At 63.3% G+C, this 17,929-nt stretch carries 14 protein-coding genes and 3 pseudogenes; 10 read left to right on the top strand and 7 right to left on the bottom strand.

The features are described 5' to 3' along the window. Positions 1-19 precede the first annotated feature (19 nt). From GV035_RS06290 to GV035_RS06270, 5 genes are read left to right on the top strand one after another with little or no spacing between them, the layout of a single operon-like run. A complete protein-coding gene (locus GV035_RS06290) occupies positions 20-571 on the top strand; it encodes a hypothetical protein (RefSeq protein WP_159834122.1) in 552 nt (183 codons plus the stop codon). 32 nt (positions 572-603) lie between these two features. Further along, positions 604-1,719, top strand: a complete 1,116-nt coding sequence (locus GV035_RS06285; RefSeq protein ID WP_159834121.1) for a metallophosphoesterase family protein — start codon at positions 604-606, stop codon at positions 1,717-1,719. 3 nt (positions 1,720-1,722) lie between these two features. Beyond that, entirely contained in the window at positions 1,723-2,967 is a 1,245-nt protein-coding gene (locus tag GV035_RS06280) for an MFS transporter (protein WP_159834120.1), read from the top strand. Next, positions 2,964-4,217 carry an arsenic transporter gene (locus tag GV035_RS06275; RefSeq protein WP_159834119.1) on the top strand — a complete coding sequence of 418 codons (1,254 nt, stop codon included), beginning with the start codon at positions 2,964-2,966 and terminating at the stop codon, positions 4,215-4,217. The genes GV035_RS06280 and GV035_RS06275 overlap by 4 nt, the downstream gene beginning before the upstream one ends. A 22-nt stretch (positions 4,218-4,239) precedes the next feature. Beyond that, positions 4,240-4,686 carry a DMT family transporter gene (locus GV035_RS06270; protein WP_159834118.1) on the top strand — a complete coding sequence of 149 codons (447 nt, stop codon included), beginning with the start codon at positions 4,240-4,242 and terminating at the stop codon, positions 4,684-4,686. Between the two features lie 173 nt (positions 4,687-4,859). On the opposite strand, the gene GV035_RS06265 is transcribed toward GV035_RS06270, so the two are convergent. The 3 genes and pseudogenes from GV035_RS06265 to GV035_RS06255 form a co-directional block, all read right to left on the bottom strand. Then, positions 4,860-5,603 (bottom strand): hybrid sensor histidine kinase/response regulator, encoded by a 744-nt coding sequence (locus tag GV035_RS06265; protein WP_159834117.1) that lies wholly within the window; start codon positions 5,601-5,603, stop codon positions 4,860-4,862. Then, positions 5,524-6,771 (bottom strand): histidine kinase dimerization/phospho-acceptor domain-containing protein, encoded by a 1,248-nt coding sequence (locus tag GV035_RS06260; RefSeq protein ID WP_159834116.1) that lies wholly within the window; start codon positions 6,769-6,771, stop codon positions 5,524-5,526. The genes GV035_RS06265 and GV035_RS06260 overlap by 80 nt, the downstream gene beginning before the upstream one ends. Before the next feature lie 391 nt (positions 6,772-7,162). Further along, a pseudogene (locus GV035_RS06255) lies at positions 7,163-8,189 on the bottom strand (IS110 family transposase). Between the two features lie 419 nt (positions 8,190-8,608). Between GV035_RS06255 and GV035_RS06250 the strand changes: the two are divergent. Next, positions 8,609-9,220, top strand: coding sequence for a dioxygenase family protein (locus GV035_RS06250; RefSeq protein WP_159834115.1), 612 nt, complete (start codon positions 8,609-8,611; stop codon positions 9,218-9,220). 43 nt (positions 9,221-9,263) lie between these two features. Here GV035_RS06250 and GV035_RS06245 read toward each other — a convergent pair whose 3' ends face one another. From GV035_RS06245 to GV035_RS06235, 4 genes and pseudogenes are all read right to left on the bottom strand, one after another. Continuing rightward, a complete protein-coding gene (locus GV035_RS06245) occupies positions 9,264-10,232 on the bottom strand; it encodes an L-dopachrome tautomerase-related protein (protein WP_442859526.1) in 969 nt (322 codons plus the stop codon). A gap of 40 nt (positions 10,233-10,272) precedes the next feature. Then, the gene (locus GV035_RS29360) at positions 10,273-10,845 is read right to left on the bottom strand and encodes a zinc-binding dehydrogenase (protein ID WP_236572457.1); all 573 of its coding nucleotides are present in this window, start codon (positions 10,843-10,845) and stop codon (positions 10,273-10,275) included. Positions 10,846-11,158: 313 nt separating this feature from the next. Next, positions 11,159-11,353, bottom strand: a pseudogene (locus GV035_RS29355) (alcohol dehydrogenase catalytic domain-containing protein); the annotation flags it as partial. A 734-nt stretch (positions 11,354-12,087) separates the two neighbouring features. Then, positions 12,088-13,236 (bottom strand): glutathione-independent formaldehyde dehydrogenase, encoded by a 1,149-nt coding sequence (locus GV035_RS06235; RefSeq protein WP_159834991.1) that lies wholly within the window; start codon positions 13,234-13,236, stop codon positions 12,088-12,090. 891 nt (positions 13,237-14,127) lie between these two features. On the opposite strand from GV035_RS06235, the pseudogene GV035_RS29350 reads away from it, so the two are divergent. The 4 genes and pseudogenes from GV035_RS29350 to GV035_RS06215 all read left to right on the top strand — a co-directional run. Beyond that, a pseudogene (locus GV035_RS29350) lies at positions 14,128-14,310 on the top strand (hypothetical protein); the annotation flags it as partial. Positions 14,311-14,774: 464 nt separating this feature from the next. After that, entirely contained in the window at positions 14,775-15,872 is a 1,098-nt protein-coding gene (locus GV035_RS06225) for a BMP family ABC transporter substrate-binding protein (protein ID WP_159834114.1), read from the top strand. Positions 15,873-15,893: 21 nt separating this feature from the next. After that, positions 15,894-17,009, top strand: coding sequence for an ABC transporter permease (locus tag GV035_RS06220; protein ID WP_159834113.1), 1,116 nt, complete (start codon positions 15,894-15,896; stop codon positions 17,007-17,009). Then, positions 17,002-17,928, top strand: coding sequence for an ABC transporter permease (locus tag GV035_RS06215; protein WP_159834112.1), 927 nt, complete (start codon positions 17,002-17,004; stop codon positions 17,926-17,928). Before GV035_RS06220 ends, GV035_RS06215 begins: the two co-directional genes overlap by 8 nt. Position 17,929: the final 1 nt, after the last annotated feature.

Raw genomic sequence — 17,929 nt, 5'->3', positions numbered from 1 at the left:
CTTAGTAAGGATAACGAACATGCATTGGATCGACCCTGCAAGCCTTCCCGAAACACGCGGCCAAGTCACGCGCTTTCTATTGAATTCTTACGGTGAAATCGACGGCCTCGTCATCGTCTCACGTCAGGTTCACTTTCCTCCGCATTTGTCGAAGCAACTCGCGCGGCATGTCGCGCTGGGCGATGTAGTGAGCGTGCGCGGCGTCAAGCCTCGCCATGCAGACATGATCGCCGCCGTTTCCCTGACCACCCGCCGCGGCGTGGTGATTCTCGACGACGGTCCGGATGCGAGCGGCGAGAAGCATCACAAGCCGCAGGTCGAACGCAAACCGATGGAAGGCTTCGGCGAAGTGGTGCTTTCTCTCTTCGGTCCGAAGGGCGAACTACGCGGGGCCTTGCTGGACGATGACACGTCGCTGCGCATGCCGCCTCATGCCGCAGCCGAGCTGGCGGCTTACCTGAGTCCGGGCGCGCACGCTCACGCCTGGGGACGCGGCGTGAAGAACCGCCGCGGTCGCACGATCGAAGTCGATGAAATAGCCGAACTCATCGACGCCCCCGAAGCGGCCTGACGAGGCTTCCATTCGTTCAAGGAGCATGTGTCATGTTGAGTTGGGTGCACTTCGGGGACCTTCATGCCTCGGGCGACGACCAGTACGAGAGTCTCGATCATCTGAGGTCGATGATCCGCCTGGTCAATCGCCACTTGTCGGACCGGGTGAACTTCGCGTTTCTTCCGGGCGACAACGCGAACAACGGCACGCCCGAACAGTACCGCAAGATAGCCGATGAAGTGGCCCGCTCGAAGCTGCCGCTTCATGCGATACCGGGCGATCACGACTACGAGCCCGGCCATCTCGACGCCTTCAACGCCTTTGCGAACTCGGCGTTGCCGATGTCGCGCATCGTGAATGGCCACCGGTGCATCTTTCTGGACGTCGTATCCGCCGGACGGGGAGGGCCGGACTTCAGGCTGTCGGGTCCTGATTTTCAGTGGATGGAGCAAGAACTGGCGTCTTCCGCTCGCGACACGGAGCCGCCCGTCGTCTTCATGCACGCCTATCCCGGCGATATCGCCGATGGACACGCATTGGCTTCGGCGTTCGCGCGCGCGAACGTCGCGATGGTCGACACCGGGCATACGCACTACAACGAGTTGCTCAACGACGGTTGGGTCGTCTACGCAGCGACCCGTTCGACCGGACAGATCGAAGAAGACGATGGTCGCCCGGGATTTTCCGTCGCGGCGGTGGATAGCGGTGTCGTGAGCTGGAAGTTCCAGCCGCTCGATGCCTCGTGGCCCTTCGTCATGATCGCGCGTCCGTCCGACCGGAGGCTGCATCGCAGCCGCTCCGCGCCCAGAAACGTGGACGCGACGCGTGTGCGCGTGCTGGTTTCCGATGACGATGTCGTGTCCGTCACCGGCCATCTCGACGGCATGCCGATTTCGTTCTCCCGCAGCGCCGACCAGACCGGGATCTGGCAAGCGGTTCTCCCGGCTTCAACGACAGGCCACCGGGCGCTGTTGACGGTGACTGCCCGCACCGCTGACGGGCGAAGCGGCGAGGACTCGATCACCCTGCAACCGGCAGGGCATGCGGAGAAGCATCTCAAGCACCACGCTGCGCTCGGCACGGATGCGCACGCGGTCGAACCCTGGCCCGAGCACGGCATCCTCGGCTCGCAGCTCGGTCCCAACAAGAACGGTCGTCATTGGTGAACCATGAATCCTCAGTACGCGCTCGAAGGACTGAATTTCTTCATGGCCGATGTGCAGGCGGGCATCGGGCCGTTTCTCGGCGTCTTTCTTCAGGCGCAGGGCTGGCACCCCGAGGCCATCGGCACGGTCATGACGCTCGGCGGCATCGCGGGCATGCTCGCGACCTCGCCAGCAGGCGCTCTCGTCGATGCCACCCATCACAAGCGCGGCATCATCGTGATCGCCGGGGTGATGACCACGCTCGCGTCACTCGTGCTGTGGCTGTCGCATGGTTACCGGATCGTGGCGGCTTCGCAGATTTGCACGGCCGTGACGGGGGCCGCGCTCGGTCCGGCCGTGGCCGGCGTGACCTTGGGAATCGTGCGCGAGAAGGGTTTCGACCGGCAGTTCGGCCGCAATCAGGTGGCCAATCATGCGGGCAACGTGGTGGGCGCCGCGCTCTCGGGCTGGCTCGGATGGCGATACGGCTTCGGCGCGGTGTTCGTGCTCGCCGGCGTGTTCGGCACCGTGACGGTGATAGCGACGCTGCTCATCCGGCGCGACGCGATCGATCACGACAGTGCGCGCGGTCGCGGAGGCACGGCATCCAACGAGCATCAGCATGAGCATGAACATGCAAGCGGCTTTCGCGTCTTGTTGACCTGCCGGCCCTTGCTGCTTCTCGCCGCGGCGCTCGCCATGTTCCATCTGGGCAATGCGGCGATGCTGCCGCTCTACGGCCTCGCGGTCGTCGCGGCGCATCAGGGCGATCCGAGCGCGTTCACCGCCCAGACCATCGTCGTCGCTCAACTCGTGATGGTTGCCGCGGCGTATTTCGCCAACCGCCTGATACAGCGAATCGGCTACTGGGGCGTGATGCTCATTACGTTTCTCGCGCTGCCAGTGCGCGGAGTGGTCGCCGCGATGTTCCTTACCGCGTGGGGCGTCTGGCCGGTGCAGGCGCTCGACGGCATCGGCGCGGGGCTGCAAAGCGTCGCGCTGCCTGCGCTGGTCGTGCGGCTCTTGCAGGGCACGGGACGGGTGAATGTCGGGCAGGGCGTGGTCATGACGGTGCAGGGTCTCGGTGCCGCGCTGAGTCCCGCGCTCGGCGGCGTGCTCGCGCAACACTTCGGTTACGCGAGCGCCTTTCTGGTGCTGGGCGCCGTATCGACGGGATCGCTCGCGCTTTGGCTCCTCTTCGGCAAAACGCTCAAGCAAACGTGCGGCCTTCGCCGCGACGTCACCCACGAGTCACGTCTCGCCACATGAATCCGACCTTTCTCTCATGGGGCATTGCGTTCGCCGCCACCGCTGGCGTGATCTTGCGGCCCTTTCGTTGGCCCGAAGCGATCTGGGCGGTGGCGGGCGCCGTCATGCTCGTCGCGCTCGGGCTGCTTCCCGCGCAGCTCGCGTGGCAGGCGGTCGGCAAGGGCACGGACGTTTATCTGTTTCTTATCGGCATGATGCTGCTTTCGGAGCTCGGCCGTCGCGAAGGCCTCTTCGACTGGGTCGCGGTGCATGCCGTGAACTATGCCCACGGATCGCCTCGGAAGCTCTTCCTGCTCGTCTATCTGGTGGGTGTCGTGGTCACGACGTTCCTGTCGAACGACGCGGCCGCCGTCGTGCTCACGCCTGCCGTGTTCGCCGCCGCGAGAAAAGCGCGCACGAAGCCGCTTCCGATGCTCTACGTCTGCGCGTTCATCGCCAACGCAGCGAGCTTCGTCCTGCCGATCTCGAACCCGGCCAACCTCGTGCTCTATGCGAACCACACGCCGGCGCTCGGTCTATGGGTGGCGCGCTTCGCGTTGCCGTCGGTGATGTCGATCGTCGCCACGTTTCTCATGTTGCGCTGGACGCAGCGTAAGGCCCTGAACGGAGAATGCGCGCGCGACCTGCCTGTCGAAAGACTGAGCGCGAACGGCAAGGTCACGCTGGCGAGTATCGGCGTGACGGCAGTCGCGCTGCTCGTCGTCTCGGCGGTCGACCTGCAACTCGGTTTGCCGACGGCGATTCTCGGCATCCTGACGGCACTGGTCGTGTTGATCAGAGAGCGCGAGTCACCGGTCAAGCTCGTCAGCGACATATCGTGGAGCGTGTTGCCGCTCGTCGCGGGCCTCTTCGTGCTGGTCGAAGTGCTCGAGCACACGGGCGTCATACGTGAACTCTCGGCGCTGCTGAGAGAGTCCACGCAACATAATCAGCCGATGACGGCAGCGGTATCGGGACTCGTCATCGCCTTCGGAAGCAACGCGATCAACAATCTGCCGGCCGGGCTTATCGCGAGCGCGACGGCCTTGCAGGCGCACAGTCCTGAGCGCGTCATCGATGCCGTGCTGATCGGCGTGGACCTCGGTCCGAATCTGTCGATCACCGGTTCGCTCGCGACGATTCTCTGGCTGTCGTCGATTCGGCGAGAAGGCGAGGAAGTGAGCTTCATGCAGTTCCTGAAGGTCGGCATCGTCGTCATGCCTCCCGCGCTTCTTCTGGCGCTCGGCTGCCGGCTGCTGACCGGGCATTGATCTTCACAGACGGAGGACGAGAATGAGCAACGCGTGGATCTATCCCTTCATCATCGTGGGCGGCATTCTTCAGGCTGCGGGCGCACCGATCAACGGGGAGCTCAAAGCCGCGCTCGTCAATCCGTGGCTTGCGTCGAGCGTGTCGTTCCTGCTCGTCACGTTCCTCGCGATCGCCTTGTTCTGCATACAGCCGACGCCCTTGCCGACACTCGACGCTTTGCGCGGCATGAAGTGGTGGGCGCCGCTCGGGGGCATCGTAGGCGCCGTCGCGGTGTTTGCCGGTCTGACGCTCGTGCAGAAAGTGGGAGTCGGCACGCTCAATGGCTTGACCATCTGCGCGAATCTGGTCGCATCGGTGGCGATCGACCACTTCGGATGGATCGGCGTGGCCGAGCATCCGCTGAGCTGGTTGCGTGCGCTCGGCACCGTGTTGATGGTCGCGGGCGTCGCGCTCGTCATGCGATTTTGAGGTTCCTCTATTGAATGGCCGCTTCTTGGATAACGCCAACACGCGCGCTCGTTACATTGGCGAGACGTGCGGCGCATGGCGTTCATGAAGCGTCTGAGATACGACCGCGCGCGGCTCGTTCAGTGGGACCGGGCGGCGCGCACCGATCGGGTGTTGTCAGTTGTCTCGTTCCATTAGGTGGCGAGGACGGCGCTCTCGATCGCGCGGTTGAGTTGACCTACATCCACTGGTTTCGTGAAGTGGAAGTCGAATCCGGCGTCTGCCGTGCTTGCCCGGTCTTGCGGCTGACCCCATCCGGTGATGGCAATGAGCGTCACGTCGTTCGTAGAAGGTGTTGCCCGTATGTGGCGAGCCACGTCGATTCCGCTGATGCCGGGCAAACCGAGATCGAGCAGAATCACCTTCGGACTGTAGTGGCCGAGAAGCGCGACGGCTTCCTCACCGCAATAGGCGGTCCGTACTTCGTGCCCCTCCATTTCCAGGAATGCCGTCATTGCGTCAGCGGCGTCGACGTTGTCATCGACGACCAGAATGCGATGCGTCGGAACCGACGAACGATCGGCAGCCGGGACGCGCGGCGAAGCCGGCGGTGACAATACGCGCGACGCGGCTGGAAGATGAATGGAGAAGCGGCTTCCCCGATCCTTTCCACCGCTCGACGCGGTCAGTCTGCCTCCATGCAGCTCGATCAGCGATTTCGACAGCGCCAGTCCGATACCAAGACCACCCTGACGGTGCTGATCGCGGTTCACCTGCGAGAACATAGCGAAGATGGCGGACAACTTGTCGGGCTCGATACCGATACCGTTATCCTCGACCGACAGGACAATTTCAGCGTCATTTGCCGTGGCCGTGAGTTCGACGCGCCCGCCCGGCGGCGTGTATTTCGCAGCGTTCGTCAGCAGGTTGGCGAGCACCTGCGCGAGTCGAAGGCGATCCGCCTTGATATGCAATGGCCGGGCGAGAGGCTTTATAGCAAGCTCGTGCCCTTTGCCTGCGAGGATCGGCCGCGCGACCTCGAGCGCTTCGTCGACAACCTCCCGCAGCGCAACCGTTTCTCTGCGCAGTTCCAGCGCCCCGCGCGTGATGCGCGACACGTCCAACAGGTCGTCGAGTAGAAGCGCCATGGCGGCCGACTGGCGGCGCAGCACGTCGATACACCAGCTTCTTCGTTCTTCGTTCTTCGCTCAAGCTCGGCTGTTCGAGTATCTCGGCAACCTGCCTGATCGGCGCCAACGGATTGCGCAACTCATGCGCGAGCGTGGCAAGAAACTCGTCCTTGCGGCGGTCAGCCTCCGAAAGCGCCCGTTCGGCGCGCACGCGCGGCGTCACGTCGACGAACCAGGCGACGACGGAACCTTCCAGTGACGCCGCGACCACATGAAACCATTGCTCGCCGCTTTCACCTTGGACGCGTACGTCGAAAGCCTCGCGTCCCCGGCGCTCGGCAAGCGGCGCAAGTCGCTCGAGCAGGACATCTGCGTCCCAGCCAGCCGGGCGCACATACGAAGTCGAACTGCCGATCACGACCGCAGCGTTTTGGTTGAATAGCGCTGCCGCCGCCTCGTTGAGGTAGTCCCATCGGAGTTCGGCGATACGGCGTTCGCGCACGACGGGCGTGAGGATACAAAACGGCACGCCGGCGCTGTCCAGGGCCACGTCGAACCGGTGCCTGGCGTCGCGCTCGACTTGCAACAGGCGATCGGCGGCATCGCGTGTCGCCGCTTCCGCTTTTCCTGCGCGCCGGGCCACTTTAGCCAACTGCTGTCCGGCCGTGACCAGAAATGCGCCGACCACCGAGTACGCGAGCAGCACGATCTGATCGTCCTGCTGCGGGACCGCGAAACTGCCGACAGGCTGCATCCAGAGCGCGCCGAACGCGATGCCGCTTACGAGAAGCAGCAGCCCCGACAACGCCCCGAACAGCACCGTGATGAGCGGAAGGGTCGCGCTGATGAAGAGGAATGTCAGTCGTCCGTGGGCAACGAGTGTCAACGCTTGCTGAGCCAGCAACACGACCGCGGTGGATGCAGCACCGAACAACAAGCGCTGCTTCAGGGGATGTTGTGCGATGCGAACGATCATCGCTTCGACTCCGGTTGTTTCAGGGTTTTTCGTTTCATCTGGGTGTCGTCGTCATACCTGTCAGTATCGTCCTCAGCGATGCTAATCGCTACGTTCGGACTCCCCGAGTTACAACCAATTGGTCGTCGTCGCGACAGACAAAAAAAATGTATGGTCAGCCCGATTTTTGCAACCGTGGCCTGTGACCTAAGATAGTAGGGCTTGCGCAAATGTATCCGGGCTCGAAATGTGGGCGCGGATTGCGCCCGGCCCTTGATGAGAAGCCGCGCCCGGCAGTCCTTAAAAGCGCCTCAGTCTGCAAGACTGGATTTTTTGGCAGGTTTTCTGTCGGGCTGTGAGCCGATTATCTTCGTCACGAGTCAGAGGTCGCAAAAGCAGGCAGGTAGATAGGTCAGGCAACGGCCGGATGCGCCCGGTACGCGCCACCCTTGGCCAGAATCGCCCAGACGATTCTGGCCATTTTGTTGGCCAGTGCGCAGGCGACCGCATTGCTGTGACGCCGCTGCATCAAGGCCTGCAACCAGATGACCAGGGCATCGGTGCGGCGCCTGGCTTGCTGCATGACGGCGCGCGCGCCCTGCACCAGCAGACATCGCAGATGCTTGTCGCCGCGCTTGCTGATGCCCAGCAGCGTCGCACGCCCTCCCGTTGAGTGCTGCCGCGGTACGAGGCCGAGTGACGCAGCGAAATCCCGTCCCCGTCGGAATCCATGCACGTCGCCCGCCATCGCCAGTAGGCTGCTGGCTGTCATCGGGCCGATGCCGGGGATCGTCAACAATCGCTGGCCTGGGTCGTCTTCGGCCAGTTGAAGCTTGAGTTCGCCTTCGATCTGCGCGATCTCCTCGCAGAGTTGGCCATACCGCCGATGAAGGCGCAGCAGAATGCAGACAAGCCGCGGCGGCAACTCCTGGCTCGCATCGTCCAGCAGCGCCGGTAGCCGGCTAATCGCGCGCGAACCCACCGGGCAGGCTCACGCCGAATTCCAACAGGAAGCCGTGGATCTGGTTGCTCGCGGCCGTACGTTCGGCTACCAACGACTCGCGTACGCGATGCAAGGCAAGCAGTGTCTGCTGCTCGGGCGTCTTGACAGCTACGAAGCGCATGGACGGGCGGGAGGCGGCTTCGCAAATGGCTTCGGCATCGGCGAAGTCGGTCTTGTTGCCCTTCACGAAGGGCCGCACGAACTGCGGCGCAATCAGCATCACCCGATGCCCGAACGTTTGAAGCTTGCGCGCCAGGAAGTGCGCGCCCGCGCAAGCTTCCATCGCAACAGCGCAGGCCGGGCAGTTTGCAAGCAACCTCAGAAGTTGCGCCCGGGTGGTCTTCTTGCGCCACACCTCATGGCCGCGGCTGTCCTGCGCGTGCAAGAAGAAGCAGTACTTGCCCAGATCGATCCCAATCAACGCGACGGCGCCCATGATGAACTCCTGAAAGAGGAAACGGCCCGATCAGCGTAAGCCGATCGGGCCGTTTCGGTCAGGCTGACCATCTCATTAGCGCCGACTCCGTTTCGGGAGCAGCGCGGAAAGTTTGTGAAAAATCCGAGGGCCGTTGACGAACCTGAGAGAAACCTGATTGTAAGGACAACCCGGATTCAGGTCTAATATCGTATTCTGCTGCGCTTAATCACTGATTCTTATAGGCGGGTTTTCGACTACTCGCGTTCGATCTCGGTCTTTTACCCGTTCGCTCTGCGCATCCGACAAGACGACGATCCCGGCTTACCATGACGGGCATAGGCGAGCCACGCTGCGCCGCGCTCAGCGGCATGCCGGAAGCCGTGCGGCCGCCGTCGCGCGTGCAGTGGCGGGACGCTCCGAAGCAAGGACCACTCATCATGCAGACACGAAACGCGGATCAAGGCCGGCGCAATTTCCTTCGCAACTCTGCGGCACTGCCGTCGACGTTGCTGCTGCTGGCGCTCGGCGATGCTTATGGGCGGCCCGGCGAAGTGTCGGCGACGCCCGCCTGCGCAGGCGAAGACGAGCCGACGCGGCAGCAGACGGCAGGTCCGTTTTTCCTGCCGCACTCGCCGCAACGGGCATCGCTGCTCGAACCGGGCATCGATGGAACGAGGATCGTCCTTACTGGCCGGGTGTATTCGACGCAGTGCAGGGCGATTTCTGGAGCTTTGCTCGATTTCTGGCACGCCGACGACGCCGGCGAGTACGATCTGGAGGGGTTCCGGCTCCGGGGCCATCAATTCGCGGACAGCGAAGGGCGGTACCGGCTTGACACGATCCTTCCCGGGCTTTACCCCGGACGAACCAGACACATCCATGTGACGGTGCAACCGCCCAACGGGGCCATTCTGACCACCCAACTGTACTTTCCCGGCGAGCAGCGCAACGCTGAGGATTCCCTGTTCGATCGCTGGCTATTGGTCGCGATTGACAAGGGCAGCGAGCGAAAGGCGGCCCGCTTCAATTTCGTCCTCGCGCTCAAGTAGCGCGTGGGGTTCGCGAAGGCGGGGCGGTCCGCGCATGCGCGTGTTACTGCGACGCCCCGGAACGCTCGATGCGCCACAGTTGCGTCTGGAGGCGCGGGCCGTTTTCGGGCTTGAACCAGCTCATGTCCTGTATATGGGAGCTGGTGACATAGAGCGTGCCGTCGGGTCCTTCAGAAAACGTGCCGGGCCAGCGTAGCCGCTTGTCCTGAACGAGGGTAGCGATGCGATCCCCGTCGCGAACCTTGACGGCGTCCTGCTCGATAGCGCTCAAATGAAGCCGCCCGTGCGCATCCATCCAGAGACCGTCCGTCGGCTCCGTCTGCGCGACGGGCTCCACGGGAGCTTCGAGGTCCTTCTCCGCGAGACGCGCGTTCTGCAATGCGTTCGTCGCGATCCGATAGAGCGTGCGGCCGGTCAATGCTTTCCAGTAGAGCGTGCCGCCATCGGGCGAGAGCGCAAGGCTATCCGCGGCGAACTCGACGCCACGTTCGTCGGGCCGGCGCAACTGGTGCCCATCGGTTCGTAACACGACGTCTTTCTCCGGCTGCGTGCTCGGGTGGCCGTCGAGAACGCGTCTAGCCTTGCCGGTCTGCAACTTCACGACGACGAGCGCTCCCTTGGCCCCGGCATCGGTCAGATAGGCATACCGTCCGTCCGGCGAGAGACGAACATCGTTCAGATAGCTTCCCTGAGACGCGACGGTTCCGTCGAAGCGGATCACCTGCGCAACCTTGTTCGCCTTGAGATCTATTTTCACCAGCTTGGGGCCGCCCTTCACGAGCGGTGCCGTCGCTGGTGCGGCCCGGTGGACGACCCAAAGATTCCCGCGCGCATCGGCCACGACGCTCTGAACGCACACGAAGGTGATATCCGGCAGACACCTGGTTTTTCTTGGCGTTGCGCCATGAATTCCATTCTTCGTCAGGATAGGCTTTGATCTGGCCTGAGCGAAGGATGCGTTCGCAAGAAGTGTTATCGCCACAAGGGCGGATGCGGCTGTGAGTCGGGTCATGTTGTATCTCTTCGGGCGGCGCTAGCGACATGCGTCGAACTCACGGCGCGAATACGGCACGGACGCAGCCGTCGGTCTTGTGCTTGAACATGTCGTAGCCGCGTGGCGCCTCTTCCAGCGAGAAGCGGTGCGTGGCGAGATAAGCTGGATTCAGCTCGCCTTTCTGTGCGTGCGAGAGCAGCCGGTCCATATAAGCTTGCCCGTGCTGCTGGGCACTGCGCACCGTCATGCCCTTGTTCATGATGGCGCCCATCGGAAACTTGTCGATCAATCCGTAGACGCCGAGCACCGACAGCGTGCCGCCTTTGCGGCAAGCCATCACGGCCTCACGCAGCGCCTGGCCGCGGTCCGTTTCCAGACGCAGGGCCTGCTTGACGCGGTAGTATGCGTATTGCGGCCCGGTGCCATGCGCCTCCATCCATACGGCGTCGATGCAAGCGTCGGGTCCGCGCCCGCCCGTCATTTCCATGAGCGTGTCGAGAACGCTGTCGACTTTCGTATAGTCGATCGTTTCCGAGCCGGCATGCTCGCGCGCCATCTGCAACCGCTCGGGGAAGCGGTCGATCGCGATGACCCGCTCCGCGCCCATCAGACGCGCACTTTGCTGCGCCATCAGCCCGACGCCGCCGCAGCCCCACACTGCGACGGTGTCGCCCGGCTGGATGTTGCAGAAATCGGCACCGATGTAGCCGGTCGGGGAACAGCGTCCGAAGGAAACAGCGCTGTCTCGTCCGCGACGCCGTCGGGGATCGTGAAGCAGTCGTTGTCGGCAAACGGTACTCGCACGTATTGCGCGTGCGCGCCCGCATAGCGCCGAACGCGTGGGTGTATCCGTAAATGCCGGCCGTCGTATGTCCGCCCAAAAGCGGTGCCTGTAGTTCGGGCTTCGGGTGCGTGTTGTCGCACAACGAGTAGAGGGAATGCTGGCAATACCAGCACTGTCCGCACACGATGAATGAAGGAACGACGACGCGGTCGCCGTTCGCGAAGCGCTTCACCTCGGGGCCGATGTCCTCGATCACGCCCATGAACTCGTGGCCGATGACATCGCCGGACTTCATCGTCGGGATATAGCCATCGATGAAGTGGAGATCGGAGCCGCAGGTGGTCGACAAGCTCACGCGCAGGATCGCGTCATGGGGATTGATGATCTCCGGGTCCTTGACAGTCCCGACGCGCAAGTCATTGGCCCCGTTCCAGTACAGTGCTCGAATGGTCGTTCTCCTTAGCGCTTCGTTTCGCGAGCAGCGGGCTGCCGCTCAAGAGTGGGAATCTCGCCGGTTTCGACGAGGCTCTTGAAGCGCCGTAGCGCGTTGTCGGCGATCATATTCAGCGGCGTGGTGCCAGGAGTTGAACCAAGCCTTCGCTGAGGCCGCCGCCGGACGGATCGAATCGAACATGAGGAGCGGGACACCGCGCCCCGCGCTCAACACGGCCGCCCGCGCAAGCCGTGAGCGCGAGAGCCACGGCACCCTTCTTCCGGCCTACGAGTCCTGAGACGATGAGGGCCGCGCTCAGCGCCACCGGGATCCAACCTATGCTTTGCATGAGCTCACCGGGCGAGACGTCCGACGGAACGTGGCCGCGCCCCGACCATCTGTGCGATCGGATAGCAACGATGTTGCCTGCCATGATGAATGCTCCTGGAAGTTCACTGCCTCGCTACGCGCACGGGCTCCGTGAAGCGAGATCGCTGACATGTAGCGCGTCGTGCCTGCTCACGCCGCGCGTGGCCATGAATCGCGGAACTGCGCCGTGGGCTGGATCGCCCAAGATGTAGCCGGCCGGTTCGCGGTTTCATGGACCTCGAATAGTGCTTCGACTCCGTCGGCGCTACGATTGCGGCGTCGCTTCGCTATCCTCCGGGATGCAGGACAACCTTGGTCCAGCCATGTTCGCGCACGTCGAAGTGTTGATAGGCGTCGGGCGCCTCGTCGAGCTTCAACTCATGGGAAACAATGAACGACGGCTTCGCGCGTCCGACTGAGATGAGGTCGCGCAACTGCCGGTTGTACGCCTTGACGTTGCATTGGCCCGTGGCGATGTGCTGGCCTTTGAACCAGCACTTGCCCCAATCGAACGCGATCTTTCCCTGCTTCGCCAGTTCGTCCTGCGCGCCCGGGTCCTCGGGAACGAACACGCCGACCACGCCGATCCCGCCAGTGAACTTGACCGATGACACCAGATTGTTCATCGTCAGATTGGGATGCTCTTGGCGTTGGGGAGCCGGATCGTGACACTGGTAGCCGACGCATTCGCAACCCACGTCCGCGCCGATTCCGTGCGTCAGGTCCATGACGCGCTGCACCGGGTCTTCTTTGGAATAATCGATCGCAATGGCGCCGATCGATTCGGCCAGCTTCAGCCGGTCGGCATGGCAGTCCACCACCATGACGCTGCGCGCGCCCTTGATCATGGCCGAGTGCGCGGCCATGAGACCCACCGGCCCCGAGCCATAGATCACGACCGAATCGCCGGGCCGCATGCCGGCTAGTTCAGTGGCGTGCCAACCGGTGGGGAAGATGTCGGCGCACATCACGTAGTCGGTCTGTTTCTCCTCGGCGCCCGGCGGCAGCTTCAAAGACATGAAATCCGCCCAGGGCACTCTGAGATACTCGGCTTGGCCGCCCGGCCACGGTCCCATGTCCGCAAAGCCGAACGCACCGCCTCCGATATCCGGCCCGTTCGCGCTCAGGCAAAACGCGGTGAGGCCGCGCTCGCAGTTCACGCAGTGGCCGCAACTCACATTGAATGGCAGGCAGACCCGGTCGCCGGGCTTGATGCGCTCCACGGCCGGTCCAACCTCTTCGACCATGCCCAGATTCTCGTGACCGAAGATTCGCCCTTGCTCGAAGTCGGTTCGACCTTCGTACATGTGCAGGTCGGACCCGCAGATGTTGGTACTGGTAATTCTGACGATGGCATCAGTCGGGCGCTCAATCTTGGGATCAGGCACGTCTTCTACGGCGACCTGGCGAGGACCGCGATATACAACTGCTTTCATAGTTATCTCCTGAAAAGGCGACTGCAAAGAGCCTGAGCCGCAGAAAGCGCTTTTGCGGCTGCCGGCGTCGAACACCCGCAGGCGTACCTGCCGAACCGTTGGTTTCCTGATTTATCGGCACGTTGCTTACGGCGCTAACGTCCTTGTGGTCGGGCACATGGAAAAGTCTTTTGGCCAGTACGGCAACTCCATATAAATAGTTCAATAGTGAAACTAAAGTACGTAACGAAGTGCTATCTGATTAATCTCGCCCGTGCGAATAAGGCAGCGATCCGCGTGACCGCCGGCTATCTGTGCCTTGTGGACTCACTAGTTCGGTACCATTGACTTCGGCAACTTACATCGACTTTATGCCTTGCCGCAGAAGCACTGCCTTGGTGAATTGACGTCGTCGCGCGTGGTTGAAGTTTCCGTTACGGACCCGTCATGTATGACTTGCCTGTAAGCGCGTCGCGAAGCGTCGTGCCTCGCGGAAAATTGTTTTGCCCGTCGGATTGCAGGATTTGCAAGGCGGCTTGAAGGAAGTAGTTCTCGGGCGCGCCGTGCTTGCGTGGTGCAAGACCATTCACGGCGACGGGGAGCGGCACTTCGATCTGTAGTACTGAATGATGGCTGCGTGTGATGTCGACGGTGGCCCGTTTCGTTTCCCCGGTGCCATGCCGCGTGGCTGCCGCTGTAGGGGCTATGAGCGGTGCGGCGCACGGCCGCTTCTGATCCTGACGCTATGGGTTTAGTATCCGCCGTCTAAGCGCCCGGCACCTGTTTCGTGCAACGGCCGCGCGCGATCAAGGCAAGCTATGGGCGTTTGCAAGCGACTCGTGAACGAGGGTTCTAATCAATGCCAACCGGTCGGACTTGGCCAGCGTCGCAGTGCATGACGCAGCGCCGGTCGTGACGGCGGTGCCCGGAGTGTATTCCATCGGCCTGCCGTGGCTGCATACGTGGGGGTCGGGCCGCTTCTCCGGCGTTGCGCGTGATGCGCAATACATCGTCGATGTCATCTGCACGGAACGCGTGAGCAGGGAACAATCGCAGCGCCATTCAGGCGCTGATGCGTGCGCGGTGCGGTCATAGTCCACTGGAGTGCGAGCAGCCGTCCGAACTGCGTTGTAGTGCCGCGTTCGTGGACGGAGGAGCGAAGCACTCGCTTGCACCGTTGGCGGGAATACGCGCACCACGGTTGGATGACGACTGAGCTTGAATGGTTCATGCCCGCGCTTAAGCTGACGGGTGGTCCCATGTAGAAGCCTGATCCCAAACGGAATTCGGCGTTGGCATAAAGAGTGCGATACGTCTTGGACTTGTATCCAAGATTGAACTCATGACAGCGACCATCGCCGACGCTTCAGTGTACGGCCGCTTGATCGGAGCGTCGGGCGCGGCACCATTGCCCTCCAAGTATGCGACGCGCGGTGCGATCCGACAGGCGTCACCTCTAGAAGCGGCGCACGCGACATGACTGCGTTCCACGGCATTCGCGCCCGTGCGCGCCGCTTTGCATCCTCATCCAACGATCAACCCACACAGGAAGCTACATCATGGCCAATCGCCGCCAGTTCATCCAAGGCGCGGGCGCGCTTGCGCTCGGCAGCGCGCTGCCGTTCGATCTCGCGTTCGCCGCGAACAATGTCACCGTCGGCGTGATCTATGTCGGCGCGAAGGGTGACTACGGCTATAACCAGGCGCAGGCGCAGGCAGCGGCGATCATCAAGAAGATGCCGGGCGTGAAGGTGGTCGAGGAAGAGAACGTGCCCGAGACCGTCGCCGTGCAGAAGACGATCGAAGCGATGATCGAGCAGGACGGCGCGACGCTGATCTTCGCGACGTCGTTCGGCTATTTCGATCCGCACGTGCTGAAGATGGCCGCCAAGTATTCGAAAGTCCGCTTCGCGCATTGCGGCGGCTTGTGGAAGCAGGGCAATCCGCCGAACATCGCGAGCTACTTCGGCTATATCGATGAATGCCAGTATCTCAATGGCGTCGTCGCGGGTCATGCGAGCAAGAGCAAGAAGCTCGGCTTCGTCGCCGCCAAGCCGATTCCGCAAGTGCTGCGAAACATCAACGCGTTCACGCTTGGCGCGCAGTCCGTCGATCCGTCCATCACCACGCACGTCATCTTCACGGGCGACTGGTCGATGCCGGTGAAGGAGGCCGAAGCCGCGAACAGTCTCGTCGATCAGGGATGCGACGTGCTGACCTGTCACGTCGATGGCCCGAAGGTCGTCATCGAAACGGCGGAGAAGCGCGGCGCTATGAGTTGCGGCTATCACGCGAGTCAGGCCGCGCTTGCGCCGAAGGGTTATCTCACGGGCGCGGAATGGGACTGGGCGACGCCCTACAAGGAACTCGTCGCCGATGCGCAAGCCAGCAAGCCGCAGCCGAACATCCTGCGCGGCGGCCTCAAGGAAGGCTTCGTGAAGATGTCGCCGTACGGCGCGAGGGTCACGCCCGAGGCGAAGACCAACGCCGATGCCATCAAGTCGAAGATGATCGCGGGCGACTACGTGATCTTGAAAGGCCCGATGAAGGACAACAAGGGCGGCAGCGCCATTGCGTCGGGCACGGCTTACGCGCAGACGGATATCAAGCTGGAAAGCATGAACTATCTCGTCGCGGGCGTCGTCGGGCAGATCTGATTCAACGTTCGCGGAGCCGGCATGCGTTCCCTTCCTTTGTTACCGCGCGTGGCGCTGGGCGCGTTGCCTGTGCTGCCGACGCTGTGCGCACTCATCGGCACGCTCGTGCTGTTTTCGGTGTTCCTGCTGGTGCAGGGCCAGCCCGCTGACGATGCGCTCGTGCTGATCGTGCAGGGCGCGTTCGGCTCGTCGTTCGCATGGCAGAGCACGTTGCTGCGCGCCGCGCCGCTGATGCTGACCGCGTTGTGCGTGGCGCTGCCAGCGCAGGTCGGGCTCATCGTGATCGGCGGCGAGGGCGCGCTCGCCTTGGGCGGGCTCGCCGCCGCCGTGGTGGCGACGGTCGTGCCCGCAGGAACACCGTGGTTCGTCGCCGCGCCGCTCATGGCGCTCGCGGGCATGCTCGCGGGCGGCGTGTGGATCGGCGCGGTCGGCGCGATGCGGCAACGGCGCGGCGTGAACGAAACGGTCAGCAGCCTGTTGATGTCGTACATCGCGATTGCGCTCTTCAAGCATCTCGTCGAAGGCCCGCTGCGCGATCCGGCAAGTCTCAACAAGCCCTCCACGCCACCCGTGCCCGATGCCTTTTCCATCGGCTCGCTGCCGGGTCTCGACGTGCACTGGGGATTGTTGTGGGGCGCGCTCACGTGCCTCGCGGCGTGGCTCTTCGTGCGTCACAGCACCAAGGGCTTCGCGATGCGCGTCGTGGGCGGCAACCATCATGCGGCGCATCTCGTCGGCTTGCCGGTGAACACGCTCGCCATCGCGGCGTGCGCGATGGGCGGGGCCGCAGCGGGACTCGCCGGCATGTTCGAGGTCGCGGCCGTGCAGGGCAGCGCGAATGCATCGCTTCTGGCGGGGTACGGATATGCAGGCATTCTCGTCGCGTTCGCGGCGCGTCAGAACCCGCTCGCGATCATCCTTTGCGCGGTGCTCGTAGGCGGTATTGAAGCGAGCGGTTCGCTGCTGCAACGTCGCCTCGGCCTGCCCGATGCCACGACGCTCGTGCTGCAAGGCCTGCTGTTCGCGAACCTGCTTGCGTGGGAAGCCATGGGTGGCCGACTCGCGGCATGGCGCATCAAACTGCAGGCGATGTCTGTCGCCGGCACATCGCATCGACTGGAGGGCACGCATGTTTGATGCACATTCACCCGTCGCCGTGCTCATGCTGTCGCTGTTCGCGGGCGCCCTTCGCGTGAGCACGCCGTATCTCTTCGTGAGCATCGGCGAATGTCTGACGGAGAAGGGCGGGCGCGTGAATCTCGGGCTCGAAGGCATCCTCGTTTCAGGGGCGATGACGGGCTACGCCGCCGCGTATCTGTCGGGCTCGCCGTGGCTCGGTGTGCTCGCGGCCGGCTGCGCGGGCTTGCTGCTCGGCTGCCTGCACGGTCTCGTGTGCTCGCTGCCGCGCGTGTCAGACATCGCGTTCGGCATTGCGCTGATGCTGGTCGGCACCGGACTCGCGTTCTATCTCGGCAAGCCGTTCATCGAGCCGCAGGCGCCGATGCTGGCGTCGATGGATCTCGGCGCGTGGGCATCGTCGCCGCAATTGCACAACGCGCTGCATGTCAATCCGCTGTTCATGATCGGCGTCGTGCTGGCGTTCGCGCTGCAATGGGGTCTGCGCCATACGCGGTGGGGCATGGCGCTGCGGCTCGTCGGCGAGAACGCGGAGAGCGCCCGCGCGATGGGTTATCCAATCACGCGCATACGCATTCTGGCGACGACCGTCGGCGGCTCTTTCGCGGGCGTGGGCGGGGCGTATCTGTCGCTCGTCTATCCCGGAAGCTGGAACGAAGGTCTGTCGAGCGGACAAGGTCTGATGGCCGTCGCGCTCGTGATCTTCGCGCGATGGCAGCCTTTGCGATGCCTGTGGGCCGCGTTGATCTTCGGCGCAGCGGGCGCACTCGGTCCCGCGTTGCAGGCCATCGGCGTGACGAGCGGCTACTACCTGTTCAACGCCGCGCCGTACGTCCTCACGCTCGTCATCATGATCGTCGACTGCCGGCCCTACCGCACGCTCGCGGGCGCGCCGGGCGAACTCAGTCTCACACGCTGAT

Source organism: Burkholderia sp. 8Y (assembly GCF_902506145.1).
In the GTDB taxonomy this organism is placed as follows: Bacteria; Pseudomonadota; Gammaproteobacteria; order Burkholderiales; family Burkholderiaceae; genus Caballeronia.
This window is presented reverse-complemented; position numbering and strand designations above follow the sequence as displayed.

Coding starts and splice junctions, on each gene's coding strand:
- GV035_RS06290 (WP_159834122.1), top strand. CDS start 20: ATGCATTGGATCGACCCTGCAAGCCTTCCCGAAACACGCGGCCAAGTC.
- GV035_RS06285 (WP_159834121.1), top strand. CDS start 604: ATGTTGAGTTGGGTGCACTTCGGGGACCTTCATGCCTCGGGCGACGAC.
- GV035_RS06280 (WP_159834120.1), top strand. CDS start 1,723: ATGAATCCTCAGTACGCGCTCGAAGGACTGAATTTCTTCATGGCCGAT.
- GV035_RS06275 (WP_159834119.1), top strand. CDS start 2,964: ATGAATCCGACCTTTCTCTCATGGGGCATTGCGTTCGCCGCCACCGCT.
- GV035_RS06270 (WP_159834118.1), top strand. CDS start 4,240: ATGAGCAACGCGTGGATCTATCCCTTCATCATCGTGGGCGGCATTCTT.
- GV035_RS06260 (WP_159834116.1), bottom strand. CDS start 6,771: ATGATCGTTCGCATCGCACAACATCCCCTGAAGCAGCGCTTGTTGTTC.
- GV035_RS06250 (WP_159834115.1), top strand. CDS start 8,609: ATGCAGACACGAAACGCGGATCAAGGCCGGCGCAATTTCCTTCGCAAC.
- GV035_RS06245 (WP_442859526.1), bottom strand. CDS start 10,232: ATGACCCGACTCACAGCCGCATCCGCCCTTGTGGCGATAACACTTCTT.
- GV035_RS29360 (WP_236572457.1), bottom strand. CDS start 10,845: ATGGCGCAGCAAAGTGCGCGTCTGATGGGCGCGGAGCGGGTCATCGCG.
- GV035_RS06235 (WP_159834991.1), bottom strand. CDS start 13,236: ATGAAAGCAGTTGTATATCGCGGTCCTCGCCAGGTCGCCGTAGAAGAC.
- GV035_RS06225 (WP_159834114.1), top strand. CDS start 14,775: ATGGCCAATCGCCGCCAGTTCATCCAAGGCGCGGGCGCGCTTGCGCTC.
- GV035_RS06220 (WP_159834113.1), top strand. CDS start 15,894: ATGCGTTCCCTTCCTTTGTTACCGCGCGTGGCGCTGGGCGCGTTGCCT.
- GV035_RS06215 (WP_159834112.1), top strand. CDS start 17,002: ATGTTTGATGCACATTCACCCGTCGCCGTGCTCATGCTGTCGCTGTTC.